Source organism: Novosphingobium sp. (assembly GCF_041915465.1).
Classification (GTDB): Bacteria; Pseudomonadota; Alphaproteobacteria; order Sphingomonadales; family Sphingomonadaceae; genus Novosphingobium.
Window position 1 is genome coordinate 1 of the sequence record NZ_JAYSBK010000064.1, and the last position, 16,904, is coordinate 16,904.

19 protein-coding genes are annotated in these 16,904 nt (G+C 64.1%); 14 read left to right on the plus strand and 5 right to left on the minus strand.

Annotated features, from left to right (window positions below; translation table 11 throughout):
• Positions 1–1,133, plus strand: a 1,133-nt coding sequence (locus tag ACE3SN_RS11365) for an NAD(P)H-dependent flavin oxidoreductase (RefSeq protein ID WP_374530089.1), incomplete at its 5' end; no start/stop codon positions are given.
• On the opposite strand, the gene ACE3SN_RS11370 is transcribed toward ACE3SN_RS11365, so the two are convergent.
• From ACE3SN_RS11370 to ACE3SN_RS11380, 3 genes are all read right to left on the minus strand, one after another.
• Complete coding sequence (locus ACE3SN_RS11370; protein WP_374530091.1) at positions 1,134–1,634, minus strand: DUF805 domain-containing protein; 501 nt, start codon at positions 1,632–1,634, stop codon at positions 1,134–1,136.
• Positions 1,627–2,931, minus strand: coding sequence for an ammonium transporter (locus ACE3SN_RS11375; RefSeq protein ID WP_374530092.1), 1,305 nt, complete (start codon positions 2,929–2,931; stop codon positions 1,627–1,629). The genes ACE3SN_RS11370 and ACE3SN_RS11375 overlap by 8 nt, the downstream gene beginning before the upstream one ends.
• Positions 2,932–3,044: 113 nt before the next feature.
• Positions 3,045–4,064 (minus strand): 2-hydroxyacid dehydrogenase, encoded by a 1,020-nt coding sequence (locus ACE3SN_RS11380; RefSeq protein WP_374530094.1) that lies wholly within the window; start codon positions 4,062–4,064, stop codon positions 3,045–3,047.
• A 64-nt stretch (positions 4,065–4,128) separates the two neighbouring features.
• Here ACE3SN_RS11380 and ACE3SN_RS11385 point away from each other — a divergent pair, with 64 nt between their 5' ends.
• Positions 4,129–4,608, plus strand: coding sequence for an SH3 domain-containing protein (locus ACE3SN_RS11385; protein ID WP_374530096.1), 480 nt, complete (start codon positions 4,129–4,131; stop codon positions 4,606–4,608).
• A gap of 30 nt (positions 4,609–4,638) precedes the next feature.
• On the opposite strand, the gene ACE3SN_RS11390 is transcribed toward ACE3SN_RS11385, so the two are convergent.
• Positions 4,639–4,887, minus strand: a complete 249-nt coding sequence (locus ACE3SN_RS11390) for a hypothetical protein (protein WP_374530098.1) — start codon at positions 4,885–4,887, stop codon at positions 4,639–4,641.
• A gap of 140 nt (positions 4,888–5,027) precedes the next feature.
• Entirely contained in the window at positions 5,028–6,224 is a 1,197-nt protein-coding gene (locus ACE3SN_RS11395; protein ID WP_374530100.1) for an acetyl-CoA C-acyltransferase, read from the minus strand.
• 150 nt (positions 6,225–6,374) lie between these two features.
• Here ACE3SN_RS11395 and ACE3SN_RS11400 point away from each other — a divergent pair, with 150 nt between their 5' ends.
• The 12 genes from ACE3SN_RS11400 to ACE3SN_RS11455 all read left to right on the plus strand — a co-directional run.
• Positions 6,375–7,808: a coniferyl aldehyde dehydrogenase gene (locus ACE3SN_RS11400; RefSeq protein ID WP_374530102.1), complete on the plus strand. Its 1,434-nt coding sequence runs from the start codon at positions 6,375–6,377 to the stop codon at positions 7,806–7,808.
• Between the two features lie 125 nt (positions 7,809–7,933).
• Positions 7,934–8,308 carry an NADH-quinone oxidoreductase subunit A gene (locus ACE3SN_RS11405; protein ID WP_374530104.1) on the plus strand — a complete coding sequence of 125 codons (375 nt, stop codon included), beginning with the start codon at positions 7,934–7,936 and terminating at the stop codon, positions 8,306–8,308.
• Complete coding sequence (locus tag ACE3SN_RS11410) at positions 8,305–8,862, plus strand: NADH-quinone oxidoreductase subunit B family protein (RefSeq protein ID WP_374530106.1); 558 nt, start codon at positions 8,305–8,307, stop codon at positions 8,860–8,862. The genes ACE3SN_RS11405 and ACE3SN_RS11410 overlap by 4 nt, the downstream gene beginning before the upstream one ends.
• A complete protein-coding gene (locus tag ACE3SN_RS11415; protein WP_374530107.1) occupies positions 8,862–9,428 on the plus strand; it encodes a hypothetical protein in 567 nt (188 codons plus the stop codon). The genes ACE3SN_RS11410 and ACE3SN_RS11415 overlap by 1 nt, the downstream gene beginning before the upstream one ends.
• Positions 9,425–10,240, plus strand: coding sequence for an NADH-quinone oxidoreductase subunit C (locus ACE3SN_RS11420; RefSeq protein WP_374530109.1), 816 nt, complete (start codon positions 9,425–9,427; stop codon positions 10,238–10,240). Before ACE3SN_RS11415 ends, ACE3SN_RS11420 begins: the two co-directional genes overlap by 4 nt.
• Positions 10,237–11,448 carry an NADH-quinone oxidoreductase subunit D gene (locus ACE3SN_RS11425; RefSeq protein ID WP_374530110.1) on the plus strand — a complete coding sequence of 404 codons (1,212 nt, stop codon included), beginning with the start codon at positions 10,237–10,239 and terminating at the stop codon, positions 11,446–11,448. Before ACE3SN_RS11420 ends, ACE3SN_RS11425 begins: the two co-directional genes overlap by 4 nt.
• Positions 11,445–11,795, plus strand: coding sequence for a nuclear transport factor 2 family protein (locus ACE3SN_RS11430; RefSeq protein ID WP_374530112.1), 351 nt, complete (start codon positions 11,445–11,447; stop codon positions 11,793–11,795). The genes ACE3SN_RS11425 and ACE3SN_RS11430 overlap by 4 nt, the downstream gene beginning before the upstream one ends.
• The gene (locus ACE3SN_RS11435; RefSeq protein ID WP_374530113.1) at positions 11,795–12,463 is read left to right on the plus strand and encodes an NAD(P)H-dependent oxidoreductase subunit E; all 669 of its coding nucleotides are present in this window, start codon (positions 11,795–11,797) and stop codon (positions 12,461–12,463) included. The genes ACE3SN_RS11430 and ACE3SN_RS11435 overlap by 1 nt, the downstream gene beginning before the upstream one ends.
• Positions 12,464–12,466: 3 nt before the next feature.
• A complete protein-coding gene (gene nuoF, locus ACE3SN_RS11440; RefSeq protein WP_374530115.1) occupies positions 12,467–13,753 on the plus strand; it encodes an NADH-quinone oxidoreductase subunit NuoF in 1,287 nt (428 codons plus the stop codon).
• Positions 13,750–14,382 (plus strand): hypothetical protein, encoded by a 633-nt coding sequence (locus tag ACE3SN_RS11445; protein ID WP_374530117.1) that lies wholly within the window; start codon positions 13,750–13,752, stop codon positions 14,380–14,382. Before nuoF ends, ACE3SN_RS11445 begins: the two co-directional genes overlap by 4 nt.
• Positions 14,382–16,388 (plus strand): NADH-quinone oxidoreductase subunit NuoG, encoded by a 2,007-nt coding sequence (gene nuoG / locus ACE3SN_RS11450; RefSeq protein WP_374530119.1) that lies wholly within the window; start codon positions 14,382–14,384, stop codon positions 16,386–16,388. The genes ACE3SN_RS11445 and nuoG overlap by 1 nt, the downstream gene beginning before the upstream one ends.
• Positions 16,385–16,904 (plus strand): NADH-quinone oxidoreductase subunit H (locus ACE3SN_RS11455; RefSeq protein ID WP_374530121.1); only part of this gene is annotated, 520 nt, incomplete at its 3' end. The genes nuoG and ACE3SN_RS11455, both read left to right, overlap by 4 nt.

Below are 16,904 nucleotides of genomic sequence, written 5' to 3' on the forward strand. Positions count from 1 at the left end.
CCTACGAGATTGCCGGCGGCAAGGGCGCGATCAATATCAACGTCCTGTGGGAAATGGGCGGCGCGCAGCAGGTGCTGGAAGGCGTGCTCGAACGTACCAAGGGCCTGGTTACCGGCGTCACCTGCGGCGCGGGGATGCCCTACAAGCTCTCTGAAATCGCCGAGCGTTTCAACGTGCTCTACCTGCCGATCATCAGTTCGGCCCGCGCGTTCCGCGCACTGTGGAAGCGCGCCTACAGCAAGGTGCCGCAGCTGCTTGGCGCGGTGGTCTATGAAGATCCGTGGCTGGCGGGCGGGCACAACGGCCTGTCCAACGCGGAAGACCCGCTCAAGCCAGAAGATCCCTATCCCCGCGTCAAGGCGCTGCGCGAAACCATGCGCGCCGAAGGCGTTTCGGACAACGTGCCGATCGTGATGGCTGGCGGCGTCTGGCACCTGCGGGAATGGAACGACTGGATCGACAATCCCGAGCTGGGCCCGATCGTTTTCCAATATGGCACGCGTCCGTTGCTGACGCAGGAAAGCCCGATCCCGCAGGCCTGGAAGGACCATCTGCGCAAGCTTGAGCCGGGCGACGTGCTGCTGCATCGCTTTTCACCGACGGGGTTCTATTCCTCGGCGGTGCGCAACCCGTTCCTGCGCTCGCTCGAAGCGCGCAGCGAGCGCCAGATTCCTTATTCGCGGGTCAACGCCGGTGACCATACCGTGCAGCTCGACGTGGGCGTGAAGGGCAAGAACTTCTGGGTCACCCCGCATGACCGCGAGCGCGCCCGGGGCTGGGCGGCGGAAGGTTTTACCACGGCGGTGCGCACACCAGACGATACGGTCGTGTTCGTTACCCCGGAAGATCGCGAAGTGATCCGCAAGGACCAGGCCGATTGCATGGGCTGCCTGTCGCACTGCGGGTTCTCGTCGTGGAAGGATCACGACGATTACACCACGGGCCGACTTGCCGATCCGCGCAGCTTCTGCATCCAGAAGTCGCTTCAGGAAATTGCTCACGGCGGCAATATCGACGAGAACCTGATGTTCGCTGGCCACGCCGCCTACCGCTTCAAGACCGATCCGTTCTATTCGAACAACTTCACCCCGACGGTGAAGCAACTGGTCGACCGGATCCTGACCGGGGATTGATTAAGCTTCCCGAGCCCCTCCGCGCGGATCGTCTCCAAAGCGGTTGGGGCCGGGGGTGCCGGGCAGTAGCACCAGGATCACGCTGACCAGATTGGCTAGGATCACCAGCCAGTCGATGAGACCGGTTGCCCGGTCCAGTTGCAGTCGCGCGTCGACTCCGCCGGTGGCAGATACGATCGTGCGCGCAGCCCAGATTGCAAAAACCGCCACTGCCAGCCACACCCACGATCCGCTGCGCCCTGAATCGTGAAAACGTCGCACCAGCACGGCAGGCACCGGGATCGCCAGCAGCAAGGTGAGCACGTTCTGGACCAGCAGATGCCGCTCATAGGGCAGCACGAGCCCGGTCAAGAACGAAGCCGGGACGCTGACCAACAGGGTGGCGAGCGCATAGGTGATGACTTCGCTGCGCGTGGCGCGCCCGGCAAACATGGCCGTGCGCTTTGCCGTCGCCAGGGCCGAAGCAAAGGCTCCCGGCGCGCGCGGCGTCGGCTCAGTCAAATTCCCAGGCACGTTCGCCGTGGCTGGCAAGATCGAGCCCTTCGCGTTCGTCGTCTTCGCTGATGCGCATCGGGAAGATCAGGCTTACCGCAACCGCGATCACCGCGCTGGCCACGGCGGACCAGATCGCAACCACCCCCACGCCCACGAACTGCGCCGCGAACTGGCTGAGCATGGACTTGCCCTCGGCATAGCCGGTGCCGCCAAGGTCAGGGCTGATGAACACGGCCAGCAACAGCGAACCAATCATCCCGCCCACGCCGTGAACCGCGAAAACGTCGAGCGAATCGTCGATCTTCATGCGCTGCTTGACCAGCTGGATCATCGGATAGCAGACCGCTGCGGCAACGATCCCGAAGATGATCGCCGCACCGGGTGAGATGAATCCGGCGGCCGGGGTCACCGTCGCCAGGCCGGCCACGGCGCCGGTTGCGAAGCCGACGCTGGTCGGCTTGCCTACCGAAAAGCGTTCGATCCCGATCCAGGTCAGCGCGGCCATGCAGGCCGCAGTGTGTGTGGCGATGATCGCACTGGCGGCATCGTCGCTCGCGGTAAGCGCCGAGCCGCCGTTGAAGCCGAACCAGCCCACCCACAGCAGGGCTGCGCCGGCCATCGTCAGCGACGGGCTGTGCGGCAGCATCAGGGTTTTCGGAAACCCCTGACGCTGGCCCAGCAGCAGCGCGACGACCAGCGCGGAAATGCCGGCCGTGGTGTGGACCACAATCCCGCCGGCGAAATCGAGCGTGCCCATGGCCGTCGAGAGCCAGCCACCGCCCCAGACCCAGTGCGCCACCGGCGCATAGACCAGCAGGCCCCAGACCGCGCTGAACGCCACGACCCAGCCGAAACGCGCCCGGTCGACCCACGCGCCGACCATCAGCGCTGGCGTAATCGCGGCGAACATCATCTGGAACAGCGCATAGGCGCTTTCGGGAACCAGCGTGTTTTCGCGGACATTGCCAAGGTTGCCCAGCATCATGGCGTCAAACCCGCCGAACCAACCCCGACCGACCGGCCCGAAGGCGATCGTATAGCCGCACACGATCCACAGCAGCGATGCCGCGGCAGCGATCGCGCCGACCTGAACCAGCACCGAAAGGAAGTTCTTCGCCCGCACCAGGCCGCCGTAAAACAGCGTCAGGCCCGGCATGGTCATCAACAGGACAAGCGCCGAGGAAATCAGGATCCACGCGGTATCCCCGCTATCCGCGGCGTCAACCTGCAGGTCCTGCGCAAACACGGCGCTGGGTGCCAGCATCGCCGAAAGGGCGAGGCCAAGGGCCAAATACTTGCGCATGCGACTAAAACCTCCCCAGCCGCGAATGCGGCGACTCCTCGAAACGCGCGTTAGAGCAATGATTGCACGTCAGGCAAGCGGCAAGGTTTGCGGATATTGCGCACTTTGGGCGCCTATGCCCAGCCTTCGAGCACCTGATCGGGCGGACGGTGACCATCGACCCAGAACCGGATGTTGGCGATCACCTTTTCACCGGCGTGCTCGCGCCCTTCGACGGTTGCGCTTCCCATGTGGGGCAGGGTGATAACGCCGGGCAGCGCGATCAGGCGCGGATCGACCTTCGGTTCGCGCGAATATACATCGAGTCCGGCCCCGGCGAGCCTGCCTTCCTGCAAGGCCCGGATCAACGCGTCCTCATCGATCAGATCGCCGCGCGCGGTATTGATCACATAGGCACCGGGCTTCATTGCGGCGATCCGCCGGGCATTAAGCACGTGGTGGGTTTCGGCACCCGCCGGGCAATGCAAGGTCAAGACATCGGCTTCGGCGATCAGCCGGTCCAGGTCCGGCTCGTATCGCGCACCAAGCATGGTTTCGAAAGCAGGGGGCAGGCGGTTCCGGTTGTGATAGACCACTTCCATCCCGAACGCGCGGGCGCGGTGCGCCACGGCCTGGCCGATCCGTCCCATACCGACGATCGCGAGCCGCTTTCCGCCGATGCAATGCCCCAGCATGACCGAGGGCGCCCATCCAGTCCATTGCCCGTCGCGCACCATTCGGCTGCCTTCGCCAAGCCGGCGCGGGACCGAGAGGATCAGCATCATAGTTAAGTCTGCGGTATCGTCGGTAAACACGCCCGGCGTATTGGTGACGATGATCTTGCGCGCGCGCGCCGCCGCCAGATCAATATGCTCGATCCCCGCGCCGAAATTGGCAATCATGCCAAGCCGCTCGCTCGCTTCGGCGATCATCCCCGCGTCGATCCGGTCGGTCACGGTCGGCACGAGAACGTCGCAGTCCTGCATCGCGGCGACCAGGTCACCGCGCGACAAGGGCAGGTCGGTGGGGCTCAGGACAACGTCGAACAGCTCGCTCATCCGCGCTTCGACTGCCGGCAGCAGCCGGCGGGTTACACGCACCCGGGGTTTGCCCGAGACGCGGCGCGATGAAGGAGTGTCGGTTACCACAGTCATGACAATCACGAGCGCTATGCCGTTGCGGGCGGCGTGGTCAAGCGGCTATCAGCAGGTGATGCGCATGATCCGATCTGTCCTTGCCCTGATTGCCGCCGCCGTTTTGGCTTCATCCACGCTTTTGGCTCCGGCCACGGCCGAGGATGTTGCGACGCCTTACTGGGCCTCGATCCGTTCGGAAGAGGTCAATATGCGCGTTGGCCCGGGCGAAGATTACCGGATTTTGTGGGTCTATCGCCGCGCGCACCTGCCGCTGAGGGTGCTGCGCATCAAGGAGGGCTGGCGCCTGGTGCAGGATCCTGACGGCGCACAAGGCTGGGTGCTGGCGCGGTTCCTGACACGCGAACGCACCGCCTATGTTGCCGGCAATGGCCTCGCCGAGATGCGCGAATCGGCTTCTGCCGGTTCGCGTCTGTTGTGGAAGGTGGAGCCGGGGGTAATCGGCTTTCTGGGCGATTGCAGCAACGGATGGTGCGCTTTCGCCGTAGATGGCCGCAAGGGCTTCGTCGAGCAGTCTAGGCTGTGGGGTGCCGGAGAGCCCTAAGGGGGCAGGCCCCCCGGCACCGGTTATCGCTTAGCGGCTGTGCTGGCGGGCATAGGCATGGGCATCGCGGTGCAAGTCGCGCTTGGCCTGACGCAGTTCATGGCGTTCGTGGCGCGCCTGGTGATGGCGGTGATGCTTGCGGGCATGGGCCAGCTCGCGCTTTTCCTTGTGCACCCGCGCCGCATCGTGGCGCAGGTCATTGTTGGTGACCTTCGCCTGGGCAACGCCCGGAAGGGCCAGGCCGGCGACGATCAGGGCGGTAAGCAGCTTGTGGTTCATGGGGGACTCCTGTTCTCGCATCATCGGCGGGGGACTGCGCCGATGGATGCAGGAATAGACCGCCAGAACTGAACTTGCCCGGAACCGATGGTTCGGCTCCGGGCAAGTTGTGTCGCGAATTGTCGCGGGAAATCAAGGTGTCAGACGAGCTCCACCGCGATCGCGGTGGCTTCGCCGCCGCCGATGCAGAGGCTGGCGACGCCCTTGGTCTTGCCATGGCGCTTGAGGGCGGCGACCAGCGTGGTGATGATGCGCGCGCCAGATGCGCCGATCGGATGGCCCAGCGCCGTCGCCCCGCCGTGGACGTTGATCTTGTCGTGCGGGATGCCAAGGTCATGCATCGCGAACATCGCGACGCAGGCGAAGGCTTCGTTGACTTCGAACAGGTCGACATCGCCCAGCGACCACCCGGCCTTGTCCATCAGCTTGTTGATTGCACCGACCGGAGCGGTGGTGAAATCCTTGGGCGCCTGGGCATGGGCGGCGACGGCCACGATCTTGGCGACCGGTTCAAGGCCCTTGGCCTTGGCCACGCTTTCGCGGGTCAGCACCAGTGCGGCCGCACCGTCCGAAATCGAGCTTGAGGTGGCGGCAGTGATCGTGCCGTCCTTGGCGAAGGCGGGCTTGAGGGTCGGGATCTTGTCCGGGCGGCCCTTGCCGGGGGCTTCGTCGGTGTCGACCAGCGTTTCGCCAGCGCGGCTGACGACCTTCACCGGGGTGATTTCATCGGCAAAGGCGCCTTCGGTGATGGCGGCCTGCGCGCGGCGCAGCGACTCGATCGAGTAGTTGTCCTGGGCTTCGCGGGTCAGCTGATAGGCATCGGCCGTTTCCTGCGCGAAAGTGCCCATCGCGCGGCCCGGCTCGTAAGCGTCTTCGAGGCCGTCGAGGAACATGTGGTCATAGGCGGTGTCATGGCCGATGCGGGCTCCTGAGCGGTGCTTCTTGAGCACGTAGGGCGCGTTGGTCATGCTTTCCATGCCGCCCGCTACGACCAGGTCGATCGAACCCGAGGCGAGGGCTTCCGCGCCCATGATCACGGTCTGCATGCCAGAGCCGCAGACCTTGTTGACGGTTGTTGCCTGAACCGACTGCGGCAGGCCGGCCTTGATCGTGGCCTGACGGGCCGGAGCCTGACCGAGGCCGGCGGGGAGGACGCAGCCCATGTAGACGCGTTCGATTTCGGCGCCCTCAACCCCGGCGCGCGCAACCGCCGCCTTGATCGCGGTTGCGCCAAGGTCGGTCGCGGCGACATCGGACAGCGCGCCCTGCATGCTTCCCATCGGCGTGCGCGCGTATGAAAGAATGACGACGGGATCCTGCGAAGAGAACTGTGCCATGGCTTTTGCCTTTCCGGTTTGGCTGTAACCTCTCCGGCATAATGCTGCACTGCATCATTGGCAATCACGAGTTGCCCGGGCACGAGTTCTTGCCATCCGCGCCGGTTCGCATATGAAGCGTGGCAAATGAAAACTTGAGAGGGTGGATCAATGAGCAGTGCCGAAATCGTGCGTATGGAAACCGTGCTGAAGGCTCAACGGGCCGCCTTTACCGCGGCCTTGCCCGAACCGATGTCGGTGCGGCGCGATCGCATCGATCGGGCGATTGCCCTGCTGGTCGATCACAAGGACGCTTTCGCCAAGGCCGTTTCGGCCGATTTCGGTCATCGCAGCACCGAACAGACCCTGATGACCGACATCATGCCTTCGGTCGGCGCGCTCAAGCACGCGCGCAAGCATTTCGAAGCCTGGAGCCGCAATGAAAAGCGCAAGGCGATGTTCCCGCTGGGCCTGCTCGGTGCCAAGGCCGAAGTGCGCTACCAGCCCAAGGGCGTGGTTGGCGTGATTGCGCCGTGGAACTTCCCGATCGGCATGGTGATGGTGCCGATGGCGGGGATCCTCGCCGCCGGCAACCGCTCCATGATCAAGCCGAGTGAATTTACCGAGCGCGTCGCCGACCTGTTTGCCGAAGTCGTGCCGCAGTATTTCGACGAAGCGGAAATGGCGGTGTTTACCGGTGGGGTCGAAGTCGGCACCGAATTCTCGAAGCTCGCCTTCGACCACCTGATCTTCACCGGCGCGACCGGAGTTGGACGCCACATCATGCGCGCGGCGGCCGATAACCTTGTTCCGGTCACGCTTGAGCTTGGCGGCAAGTCGCCGACCTTCGTTGGCCGCAGTGCCGACAACAAGAAGGCCGCCGAGCGCATCGCCATGGGCAAGATGATGAACGCTGGGCAGATCTGCCTTGCGCCAGACTACCTGCTGGTGGCGCGCGAGCAGGAAGGCGATGTGATCGAAAGCGTGAAGGGCGGGGTGGCCGCGATGTATCCCACTCTGCTCTCAAACGACGATTACACATCGGTCGTCAACGGCCGCAATTTCGAGCGCCTGCAGGGCTATCTGGCCGACGCGAAGGAAAAGGGCGCGGAACTGATTGAAGTGAACCCGGCGGGCGAGGACTTTGCCTCGTCCAACGGCAACAAGATGCCGCTGACCATCGTGCGGAATGTCACCGACGACATGAAGGTGATGCAGGAGGAAATCTTCGGCCCGATCCTGCCAGTGAAGACCTACGACTCGATTGACGAGGCGATCGACTATGTCAACGCTCACGACCGGCCGCTTGGGCTCTACTATTTCGGCAACGACAAGGCCGAGGAGGAAAAGGTCCTGACCCGCACGATTTCGGGCGGGGTCACGGTCAACGACGTGCTCTTCCACAATGCGATGGAAGACCTGCCCTTTGGCGGGGTCGGACCTTCGGGCATGGGCAACTACCACGGGCTCGACGGGTTCAAGACCTTCAGCCACTGCCGCGCTGTCTATCGCCAGCCCGGCCTCGATATTGCCAAGTTGTCCGGCTTCAAGCCGCCCTATGGCAAGCAGACCGCCGCAACCCTGGCGCGCGAGTTGAAGAAATAGCGTTTATCCTAACATTTGGGGGAAGAATCCGCCCTTGAAGGCGGTTTCTAGGGGCATGCCCACTTGCAGATGATGAGCGCGCGGACTAGGGCGCGCTCATCTGTTTGCAACGCCGAGTCAGTCCTTTGATCGACCTCTCGCAATACCTGCCGATCCTGATCTTCCTGGGGATCGCGCTCGCCTTGTCCGCGCTCTTCGTGTTTCTGCCGATGGGCGTGTCGCGCCTGACCGGCACGCACAACCCCAACGCCGAAAAACTGAGCGAGTACGAATGCGGCTTTCCCGCCTTCGAAGACCCGCGCAGCCAGTTCGACGTGCGGTTCTATCTGGTCGCGATCCTGTTCATCATCTTCGATCTTGAAGCAGCCTTCCTGTTTCCCTGGGCGGTGAGCCTCAAGGAAACCGGCTGGACCGGCTGGGCGACGATGATGCTGTTCATCTTCGAACTGGTTATCGGCCTCGTCTATGCCTGGAAGAAGGGAGCTCTGGACTGGGAATGAGCACGCTCGTGAACTCTGCTGGCCAGCCTCTTGCCTCCGGTAGCGCCGTGACGCCGCCGGACGCGGGCTTTTTCAACGACCTTTCGGCCGAAGTGAACGACAAGGGCTTCCTTGTCACCTCGACCGAGGAACTGTTTCAGTGGGCCCGCACCGGCTCGCTGTGGTGGATGACGTTTGGCCTCGCGTGCTGCGCGGTCGAAATGATCCACGCCAACATGCCGCGCTATGACCTTGAACGCTTCGGCTTCGCGCCGCGCGCTTCGCCGCGCCAGTCGGACGTGATGATCGTGGCCGGCACGCTGTGCAACAAGATGGCCCCGGCGCTGCGCAAGGTCTACGACCAGATGTCGGACCCGAAGTACGTGATCTCGATGGGCAGCTGCGCCAATGGCGGCGGTTACTACCATTATTCGTACTCGGTGGTGCGCGGCTGTGACCGGATCGTCCCGGTCGACATCTATATTCCGGGCTGCCCGCCGACTGCCGAAGCACTGATGTACGGCGTGATGCAGCTCCAGCGGAAGATCCGCCGCGTAGGGACGGTTGAACGCTGATGCGCTTGCTTGCACTTGCCACTGCCGCGCTGCTGGCGCTTCCCGGACAAGCCTGGGCGAAGAACGGCGAAATCGTCGTCAACCAGCAGGCTGCCGGAACGCTTGACGCACAAGGTTTTGCCCATGCCGTGACCGTGTCCGGCGGGCTCAACGTCGACATGCCCTGCAAGTTCACCGAGATGAGCTTTGCAGGCGCGTCGATGGAAAACGGCAAGACTCCCTATGCCAAGGACGCGACCATCGTGATGTGCGCGGACGCTGCGAATTCGAGCAAGACGATTATCCTGATCCGCGCCGCTTACGATACGGGCGCAGCCGGAGCAGACGCCTATTTCGAAAGCCAGTTTGCCGACGAGGCCAAGCTGGGTGCGGCCGAGCGCACCACTTTCAAAGGCAAGCGCGCCTTCAAGGCCAATTCATCGAAGGACGGGCGCTGCCGCTGGAAGATGGCCGTGCGCCAGGGCGATGAACTGATTTCGCTGACGTACATTGCGCCTGCCAGCAATTGCGACACGCTCAAGCCGGAAGCGACGCGCTTCCTGAATTCGCTGGAGATCACGAAGTGACCGTCCTCCATTCCGCCCCCCGCTTTGCTTCGAACGAAGGCGTGCTTGACACGCTGGTCAAGGCGCTGGGCAGCAAGGTCGTAGCCTCGAAGGAGGAACACGGCGAAATCGTCATCACCGTCGCGCGCGGCGAGATCGAGAACGCGCTTCGCCAGCTGCGTGACGAACACGAATACCAGCAGCTGATGGAAATCGCCGGGGCCGACTATCCCCAGCGCGCCGACCGGTTCGACGTGGTCTACATGCTGTTGTCGGTCACGAAGAACCATCGCATCATGGTGAAGGTCACCGCCGCCGAGGATACCCCGGTGCCGACCGTGACCACGCTGTGGCCCGTCGCCGGCTGGTTGGAGCGCGAAGTGTTCGACATGTACGGCGTGATCTTCGAGGGCAACACCGACCTGCGCCGTATCCTCACGGACTACGGCTTCGAAGGCCATCCCTTCCGCAAGGACTTCCCGCTCACCGGCTATGTCGAACTGCGCTATTCCGAAGAAGACAAGCGCGTGGTCTATGAACCGGTCAAGCTCGCGCAGGATCTGCGCCAGTTTGATTTCATGAGCCCGTGGGAAGGTAGCGATTACGTGCTGCCGGGCGACGAGAAGGCCGCTACTCCGCCGCCGCCCCCTCCGCCGCCGCCTGCTCCGGCCCCTGCGCCCACTCCGGCTCCTGAACCAGAAGCCAAGGCTCCGGCCAAGAAGGCTGCGCCTAAGAAAGCCGCTGCCCCCAAGGCCGCCGCCGAAAAGAAGCCTGCCGCGAAGAAGGCTGCTGCGCCCAAGAAGCCCGCCAAGCCCAAGGGAGATAAGGCATGAGCCTCCAGCTCGAGCAGTCCCCGACCACGGGTGACGAGGTCATCTCGAACTACACGATCAACTTCGGCCCGCAGCACCCGGCCGCGCACGGCGTGCTGCGTATGGTGCTGGAACTGGACGGCGAGATCATCGAACGCGTCGATCCGCACGTCGGTCTGCTGCATCGCGGCACCGAAAAGCTGATCGAGCACAAGACCTATCTTCAGGCGCTGCCGTACTTCGACCGGCTCGACTATTGCTCGCCGCTGGGGATGGAGCACAGCTACGTTTTGGCGGTTGAAAAGCTGCTCAACCTCGAAGTTCCGCTGCGCGGCCAGTACCTGCGCGTGCTGTTCGCCGAGCTGACCCGCATCTGCAACCACATGCTCAACATGGGTTCGCACGTGATGGACGTCGGCGCGATGACGCCGAACCTGTGGCTGTTCGAAATCCGTGAGGATTGCCTCAACTTCTTCGAACGCGCTTCGGGTGCGCGGATGCACTCGGCCTGGTTCCGCCCCGGCGGCGTGCACCAGGACGTGCCGCAAAAGCTGCTCGACGATATGGCCGAATGGCTCGATACGCGCCTGCCCAAGCTGTACGAAGACGCGCTCAGCCTGGTGGTCGACAACCGCATCTTCAAGCAGCGCAACGTGGATATTGCCCACGTGAGCAAGGAAGACGCGCTGGCCTGGGGCTTCTCTGGCCCGATGATCCGCGCCGCCGGGATCCCGTGGGACATCCGCAAGGCCCAGCCTTACGACGTTTACGACCGCGTCGAATTCGACGTGCCGGTCGGCACCAGGTCCGACTGCTATGACCGCTTCATGGTCCGCGTCGAGGAAGTGCGCCAGTCCGCCCGGATCATGCGCCAGTGCCTGCGCGATATGCCCGAAGGCCCCGTCGCCAGCACCGACCGCAAGGTTTCCCCGCCCAAGCGCGCGGAAATGAAGCAGTCGATGGAAAGCCTGATCCACCACTTCAAGCTCTACACCGAGGGCTTCCACGTTCCCGAGGGCGAGGTTTACGTCGCCACCGAAAGCCCCAAGGGCGAATTCGGGGTCTATCTCGTCTCGGACGGCTCGAACAAGCCGTACCGCTGCAAGATTCGGCCGACTGCGTTCAGCCATCTTCAGGCGATGGATTTCATGTGCAAGGGCCACATGCTGCCCGACGCAACCGCGATCCTCGGCGCGATCGACGTGGTGTTCGGGGAGTGCGACCGGTGAGCAATCTTGCAACCGCCGAAGCGATGATCGCGGCCTACAACGCGCAGGACGTAGACACCTACGTCTCGTACATGACCGACGATGCCTGCGAGGCGAATTATCGCGGCGCCGTTGTCCGCGAGGGCAAGGAAGGCACGCGTTCGGGCCTTGCCGCAGCCTTTGCCAAGTGGCCGCAGAATAAGGCCGAAATCCGCGAAAAGCAGGCCATTGGCGACTATGTCCTGTTCCGGGAATTCGTTACCCGCGGCCCGGCCAGCGATGGATCTGAACTGGTCGAACCCTTTGAAGTCGTCGCCGTCTATTCGTTCGAGGGCGACAAGTGCTCTCGCGTGGAGTTCATCCGCTAATGGCTGATCGTCATCTCGAACCCGATAGCCCCGAGCTGCGCGCGCGCTGGGGCAATTTCGCCTGGACCGCCGAAAACGAGGCCAAGGCCAAGGAAGTGGTCGCGCGCTATCCGGCCGGGCGTCAGCGCTCGGCGGTGATGCCGCTGCTCGATCTCGCCCAGCGTCAGGTTGGTGCTGAAACGAACACGCAGGGCTGGCTGCCGATCCCAGTGATGGAATATGTCGCCGCCTATCTCGACATGCCGATCATCCGCGTGGTCGAGGTTGCCAGCTTCTACACCATGTACAACCTCGTGCCGGTGGGCCGCTTCCACGTACAGGTCTGCGGCACCACGCCGTGCATGCTACGCGGCTCGGACGCGATCATGGCCGCCTGCAAGAGCCGGGGCATGCACAAGGGCCACACCACCGATGACGGGCTGTGGACGCTGACCGAAGTCGAGTGCATGGGCAACTGCGCCTCCGCGCCGATGGTCCAGATCAACGACGACAACTACGAAGACCTGACGCCCGAGCGCCTCGATGTGGTGCTCGATGCACTGGCCGCCGGCAAGACGCCCAAGGCCGGGACGCAGGAACCGGGCCGCCACACGGTTGAGCCTTCGGGCGGGCCGACCACTCTTCAGGAGATGGTCAAGGCCAATCACGATTACCGGAAGGAGTGGTAAGCCATGTCGCTTTCAGACAAGGACCGCATCTTCACCAATCTCTATGGCTATCAGCCGTGGAACCTGCCCGCCGCCAAGGCGCGCGGCGATTGGGACAACACCAAGAAGCTGCTCGAACTGGGCCAGGACGCAATCATCGAGGAAATCAAGGCCTCGGGTCTGCGCGGACGGGGCGGGGCAGGCTTCCCGACCGGCCTCAAATGGTCGTTCATGCCCAAGGAATCGAAGGACGGCCGTCCGAGCTTCCTGGTCATCAACGCTGACGAATCCGAGCCCGGTTCGTGCAAGGACCGCGAAATCATCCGCCACGATCCGCACAAGCTGATCGAAGGCGCGCTGGTCGCGGGCTTCGCGATGCGCGCCCGCGCGGCCTACATCTACATTCGCGGCGAATACATCCGCGAAGCCGAAACGCTGATGGCAGCCGTACAGGAAGCCTATGGCGCGGGCCTGATCGGCAAGAACGCCTGCAAGTCGGGCTACGATTTCGACGTCTTCGTCCACCGCGGCGCGGGCGCCTACATCTGCGGCGAAGAAACCGCGATGATCGAATCGATCGAAGGCAAGAAGGGCCAGCCCCGCCTGAAGCCGCCGTTCCCGGCAGGTGCAGGCCTCTATGGCTGCCCGACCACCGTCAACAACGTCGAATCGATCGCGGTTGCCCCCACGATCCTGCGGCGCGGCGCGGCCTGGTTCAGCTCGTTCGGGCGCGACAACAACAAGGGCACCAAGCTCTTCCAGATCAGCGGCCACGTCGAAAAGCCGTGCGTCGTGGAAGAAGCCATGTCGATCCCGTTCAGCGAACTGATCGAAAAGCACTGCGGCGGCATCCGTGGCGGCAAGGACAACCTGCTGGCCGTGATCCCGGGCGGTTCTTCGGTTCCGCTGGTTCCGGCCGAGCAGATCTGGGACGCCCCGATGGACTTCGACGGCCTGCGCGCGGTCGGCTCGGGCCTTGGCACCGCGGCCGTCATCGTCATGGACAAGTCGACCGACATCGTCCGCGCGATCAGCCGCCTGTCGCACTTCTACATGCATGAAAGCTGCGGCCAGTGCACGCCGTGCCGCGAAGGCACCGGCTGGATGTACCGCGTGATGGAACGCCTGCGCACCGGCGATGCCGATGTCAGCGAAATCGACATGCTGTGGGATGTGACCAAGCAGGTTGAAGGCCACACCATCTGCGCGCTGGGCGATGCGGCCGCCTGGCCGATCCAGGGCCTGATCCGCCACTTCCGCCCCGAAATCGAACGCCGCATTGCCGAGAACATGAAGGAGGCCGCCGAATGAGTGCGCTTGCTCTGTCCCTGCTCCTGATGGCGGGTGCCCCGGCCGATGAAGGCGCGATGCGCAACGATGTGCTGCGCAACTACTTCAGCTGCGCGGCCAGTCGCCGTCACGATCAGATGGTGGAACTCCTCTCGGCGACGAACGAGGACGATTACAGCCAGGCAGTCAAGGCCCTGACCGATGTCGATCGCTGCGCCAGCGAGAACGATGTCGAGGCCGCTGCGCCGATGCTTGGCGCGATGGGGCCGAAGCGCGCCTTCGTGCGCGGCGTCGTTGCCGAAGAATTGATCAAGACCGCCCCGAAGCGCCAGCTCAAGGCGCTGCCGGTCAGCCCGAAGGTGTCGCTGCGCCCCTGGTTCTGGACCACGGGCCGCGTGCGCGCCGTTGACGAAATGGCGGTCTGCGTTGCCGAATCCAACCCAGCGGGGATTGAAGCCGTGCTCGCCACCAAGCCCGGCAGCCGCGCCCAGAACACCGCGCTGCAGGCGCTCAGCCCGTCGCTCGGCGCGTGTCTGGCCAAGGGGTTCGAACTGAATACCGGCCCGACCGGCCTGCGCGCCGCGCTGGCCGAGGCCTATTATCACCGCCTTTTTGATGCTCCGCCCGCGGGTGGGAAGGTTACGAACTGATGCCAAAGGTTACCGTAGACGGCGTCGAGATCGAAGTTCCGCAGGGCGCGACCGTCCTGCAGGCCTGCGAGCTTGCCGGCAAGGAAATCCCCCGCTTCTGCTATCACGAGCGGCTCTCGATCGCCGGCAACTGCCGCATGTGCCTGGTCGAGGTTTCGCCCGGACCGCCCAAGCCGCAGGCTTCGTGCGCGCTTCCCGCTGCCGACAACCAGGTGATCCGCACCGACAGCCCGATGGTGCAGAAGGCGCGCGAAGGGGTGATGGAGTTCCTCCTCATCAACCACCCGCTCGACTGCCCGATCTGCGACCAGGGCGGCGAGTGCGACCTGCAGGATCAGTCGGTGGCCTATGGCCGCGGCGGCTCGCGCTTCCATGAAAACAAGCGCGCCGTCACCGAAAAGTACATGGGCCCGCTGATCAAGACGGTGATGACCCGCTGCATCCACTGCACGCGCTGCGTCCGCTTCAGCGAGGAAATCGCGGGCGTGGACGAAATCGGCGCGCTCTATCGCGGCGAAAACACCCAGATCACCACCTATCTCGAACACGCCGCCAAGCACGAACTGTCGGCCAACGTGATCGACCTGTGCCCGGTCGGCGCGCTCACCTCGCGCCCATATGCGTTTGAAGCGCGCCCGTGGGAGCTGAAGAAGACCCTGTCGATCGACGTCTCCGATGCGGTCGGCGCAAACATCCGTCTCGATGCGCGCGGCCGTGAAGTCCTGCGCATCCTGCCGCGCGTGAACGACGACGTGAACGAGGAATGGCTGTCCGACAAGGGCCGCTTCCAGGTCGACGGGCTGACCCGCCGCCGCCTCGACAAGCCTTGGCTGCGCGTTGACGGCAAGCTGCAAGCCGCGACCTGGGCGGAGGCGTTTGCCGCCGTGGCCAAGATCAACCCCGGCAAGGACGTTGCCGTGATCGCGGGCGACCTGGTTGATTGCGAGACCATGTTCGCCGCCAAGTCGCTCGCCGGCGCGCTGGGATCGAGCCTGCTCGAAGGCCGCCAGACCGGCCTCGATTATGACTGCACGAACCTTGCGGCGGTGAACTTCAACTCGACCCTTGCGGGCATCGAGGAAGCCGACGCGGTGCTGATCGTGGGCAGCCACGTGCGCTGGGAAGCGCCGCTGCTGAACGCCCGCCTGCGCAAGGCCGCGAAGAAGGGCGCAAAGTTCTTCATCGTCGGGCCTGAGTGGGATCCGACGTTCCCCGCCACCTTCCTCGGCGAAGACCTGTCCGTGCTGAACAAGCTGCCCAAGGAAGCCGACGAGGCCCTGAAGGCCGCGCAGCGTCCAGCGCTGATCATCGGCGGGGCGGGGCTGGGCAAGGGTGCGCTTGCCGCGTGCCTCTCGCTCTCCGACACCTACATCATGGTCCGTGACGGCTGGAATGGCTTCAACGCGCTGCACATGGCGGCAAGCCGCATGGGCGGCCTAATGCTGGGCTATGCGCAGCCGGGCGGCCTGGCCGACCTCGTCGCGGCCAAGCCCAAGGTGGTCATTTCGCTTGGCGCGGATGAGGTGGACTACACCCAGTTCGCCGGTTCGATGATCGTCTATATCGGCCACCACGGTGACAAGGGCGCCCACGCGGCCGACATCATCCTGCCGGCCGCCGCCTTCAGCGAAAAGCCGGGCACTTATGTGAACACCGAAGGGCGCGTGCAGATGGCCGACAAAGCCGTGTTCGCCCCCGGTGACGCACGCGAGGATTGGACGATCCTGCGCGCCATGGCGGACAGCCTCGGCGTTTCGGTCGGCTTCGACAGCTTTGACGAGCTGCGCGCCGCGATGGCCAAGGCGGTTCCTGCGCTTGGGCAAGAGGGCCTCGCCGATTACGGCGCGCTGCCCAAGGGCGTGAAGGCCACGGCCGAAGGCGTGATCGCGGGCTACCCGATCAAGGACTTCTACCTGACTAACCCGATCGCCCGCGCCAGCACGGTGATGCAGCGCTGCTCGGCAGAACTGCTCCACGGCGAAGACTTTGCGGAGGCCGCGGAATGACCGAGTTCTTCCAAACCCTTGGGATGTCCTACGAATGGGCCTGGGCCCTTTCGACGCTGTGCGGCATCCTGCTGATCGCGCTGCCGCTGATGCTGGCCGTGGCGATGATCATCTATGTCGACCGCAAGGTGTGGGCAGCGATGGCGCTGCGCCGCGGGCCGAACGTGGTGGGCCCCTGGGGCCTGCTGCAATCGTTCGCCGACGGCCTCAAGGTCATGCTGCAGGAAACGATCATTCCTTCGGCGGCCAACAAGGGCCTGTTCCTGATCGCGCCGATCATCACCTTCACGGTCGCGCTGATGGCTTGGGCGGTGATCCCGTTCAATTCGGCCGCGATCCTCGCCGACATCAACGTCGGCCTGCTCTACATCCTCGCGATCTCGTCGCTGGGGGTTTACGGCACGATCATCGCGGGCTGGTCGTCGAACTCGAAGTATCCGTTCTTCTCGGCCATGCGCGCTTCGGCGCAGATGATCTCTTACGAAGTCTCGATCGGCTTCATCCTGATCTGCGTGG

What these genes read in the sequence shown, in the direction of transcription:
- ACE3SN_RS11375 (WP_374530092.1), bottom strand. Translation starts at nt 2,931, where the DNA reads ATGCGCAAGTATTTGGCCCTTGGCCTCGCCCTTTCGGCGATGCTGGCA.
- ACE3SN_RS11380 (WP_374530094.1), bottom strand. Translation starts at nt 4,064, where the DNA reads ATGACTGTGGTAACCGACACTCCTTCATCGCGCCGCGTCTCGGGCAAA.
- ACE3SN_RS11385 (WP_374530096.1), top strand. Translation starts at nt 4,129, where the DNA reads ATGATCCGATCTGTCCTTGCCCTGATTGCCGCCGCCGTTTTGGCTTCA.
- ACE3SN_RS11390 (WP_374530098.1), bottom strand. Translation starts at nt 4,887, where the DNA reads ATGAACCACAAGCTGCTTACCGCCCTGATCGTCGCCGGCCTGGCCCTT.
- ACE3SN_RS11395 (WP_374530100.1), bottom strand. Translation starts at nt 6,224, where the DNA reads ATGGCACAGTTCTCTTCGCAGGATCCCGTCGTCATTCTTTCATACGCG.
- ACE3SN_RS11400 (WP_374530102.1), top strand. Translation starts at nt 6,375, where the DNA reads ATGAGCAGTGCCGAAATCGTGCGTATGGAAACCGTGCTGAAGGCTCAA.
- ACE3SN_RS11410 (WP_374530106.1), top strand. Translation starts at nt 8,305, where the DNA reads ATGAGCACGCTCGTGAACTCTGCTGGCCAGCCTCTTGCCTCCGGTAGC.
- ACE3SN_RS11415 (WP_374530107.1), top strand. Translation starts at nt 8,862, where the DNA reads ATGCGCTTGCTTGCACTTGCCACTGCCGCGCTGCTGGCGCTTCCCGGA.
- ACE3SN_RS11425 (WP_374530110.1), top strand. Translation starts at nt 10,237, where the DNA reads ATGAGCCTCCAGCTCGAGCAGTCCCCGACCACGGGTGACGAGGTCATC.
- ACE3SN_RS11435 (WP_374530113.1), top strand. Translation starts at nt 11,795, where the DNA reads ATGGCTGATCGTCATCTCGAACCCGATAGCCCCGAGCTGCGCGCGCGC.
- nuoF (WP_374530115.1), top strand. Translation starts at nt 12,467, where the DNA reads ATGTCGCTTTCAGACAAGGACCGCATCTTCACCAATCTCTATGGCTAT.
- ACE3SN_RS11445 (WP_374530117.1), top strand. Translation starts at nt 13,750, where the DNA reads ATGAGTGCGCTTGCTCTGTCCCTGCTCCTGATGGCGGGTGCCCCGGCC.
- nuoG (WP_374530119.1), top strand. Translation starts at nt 14,382, where the DNA reads ATGCCAAAGGTTACCGTAGACGGCGTCGAGATCGAAGTTCCGCAGGGC.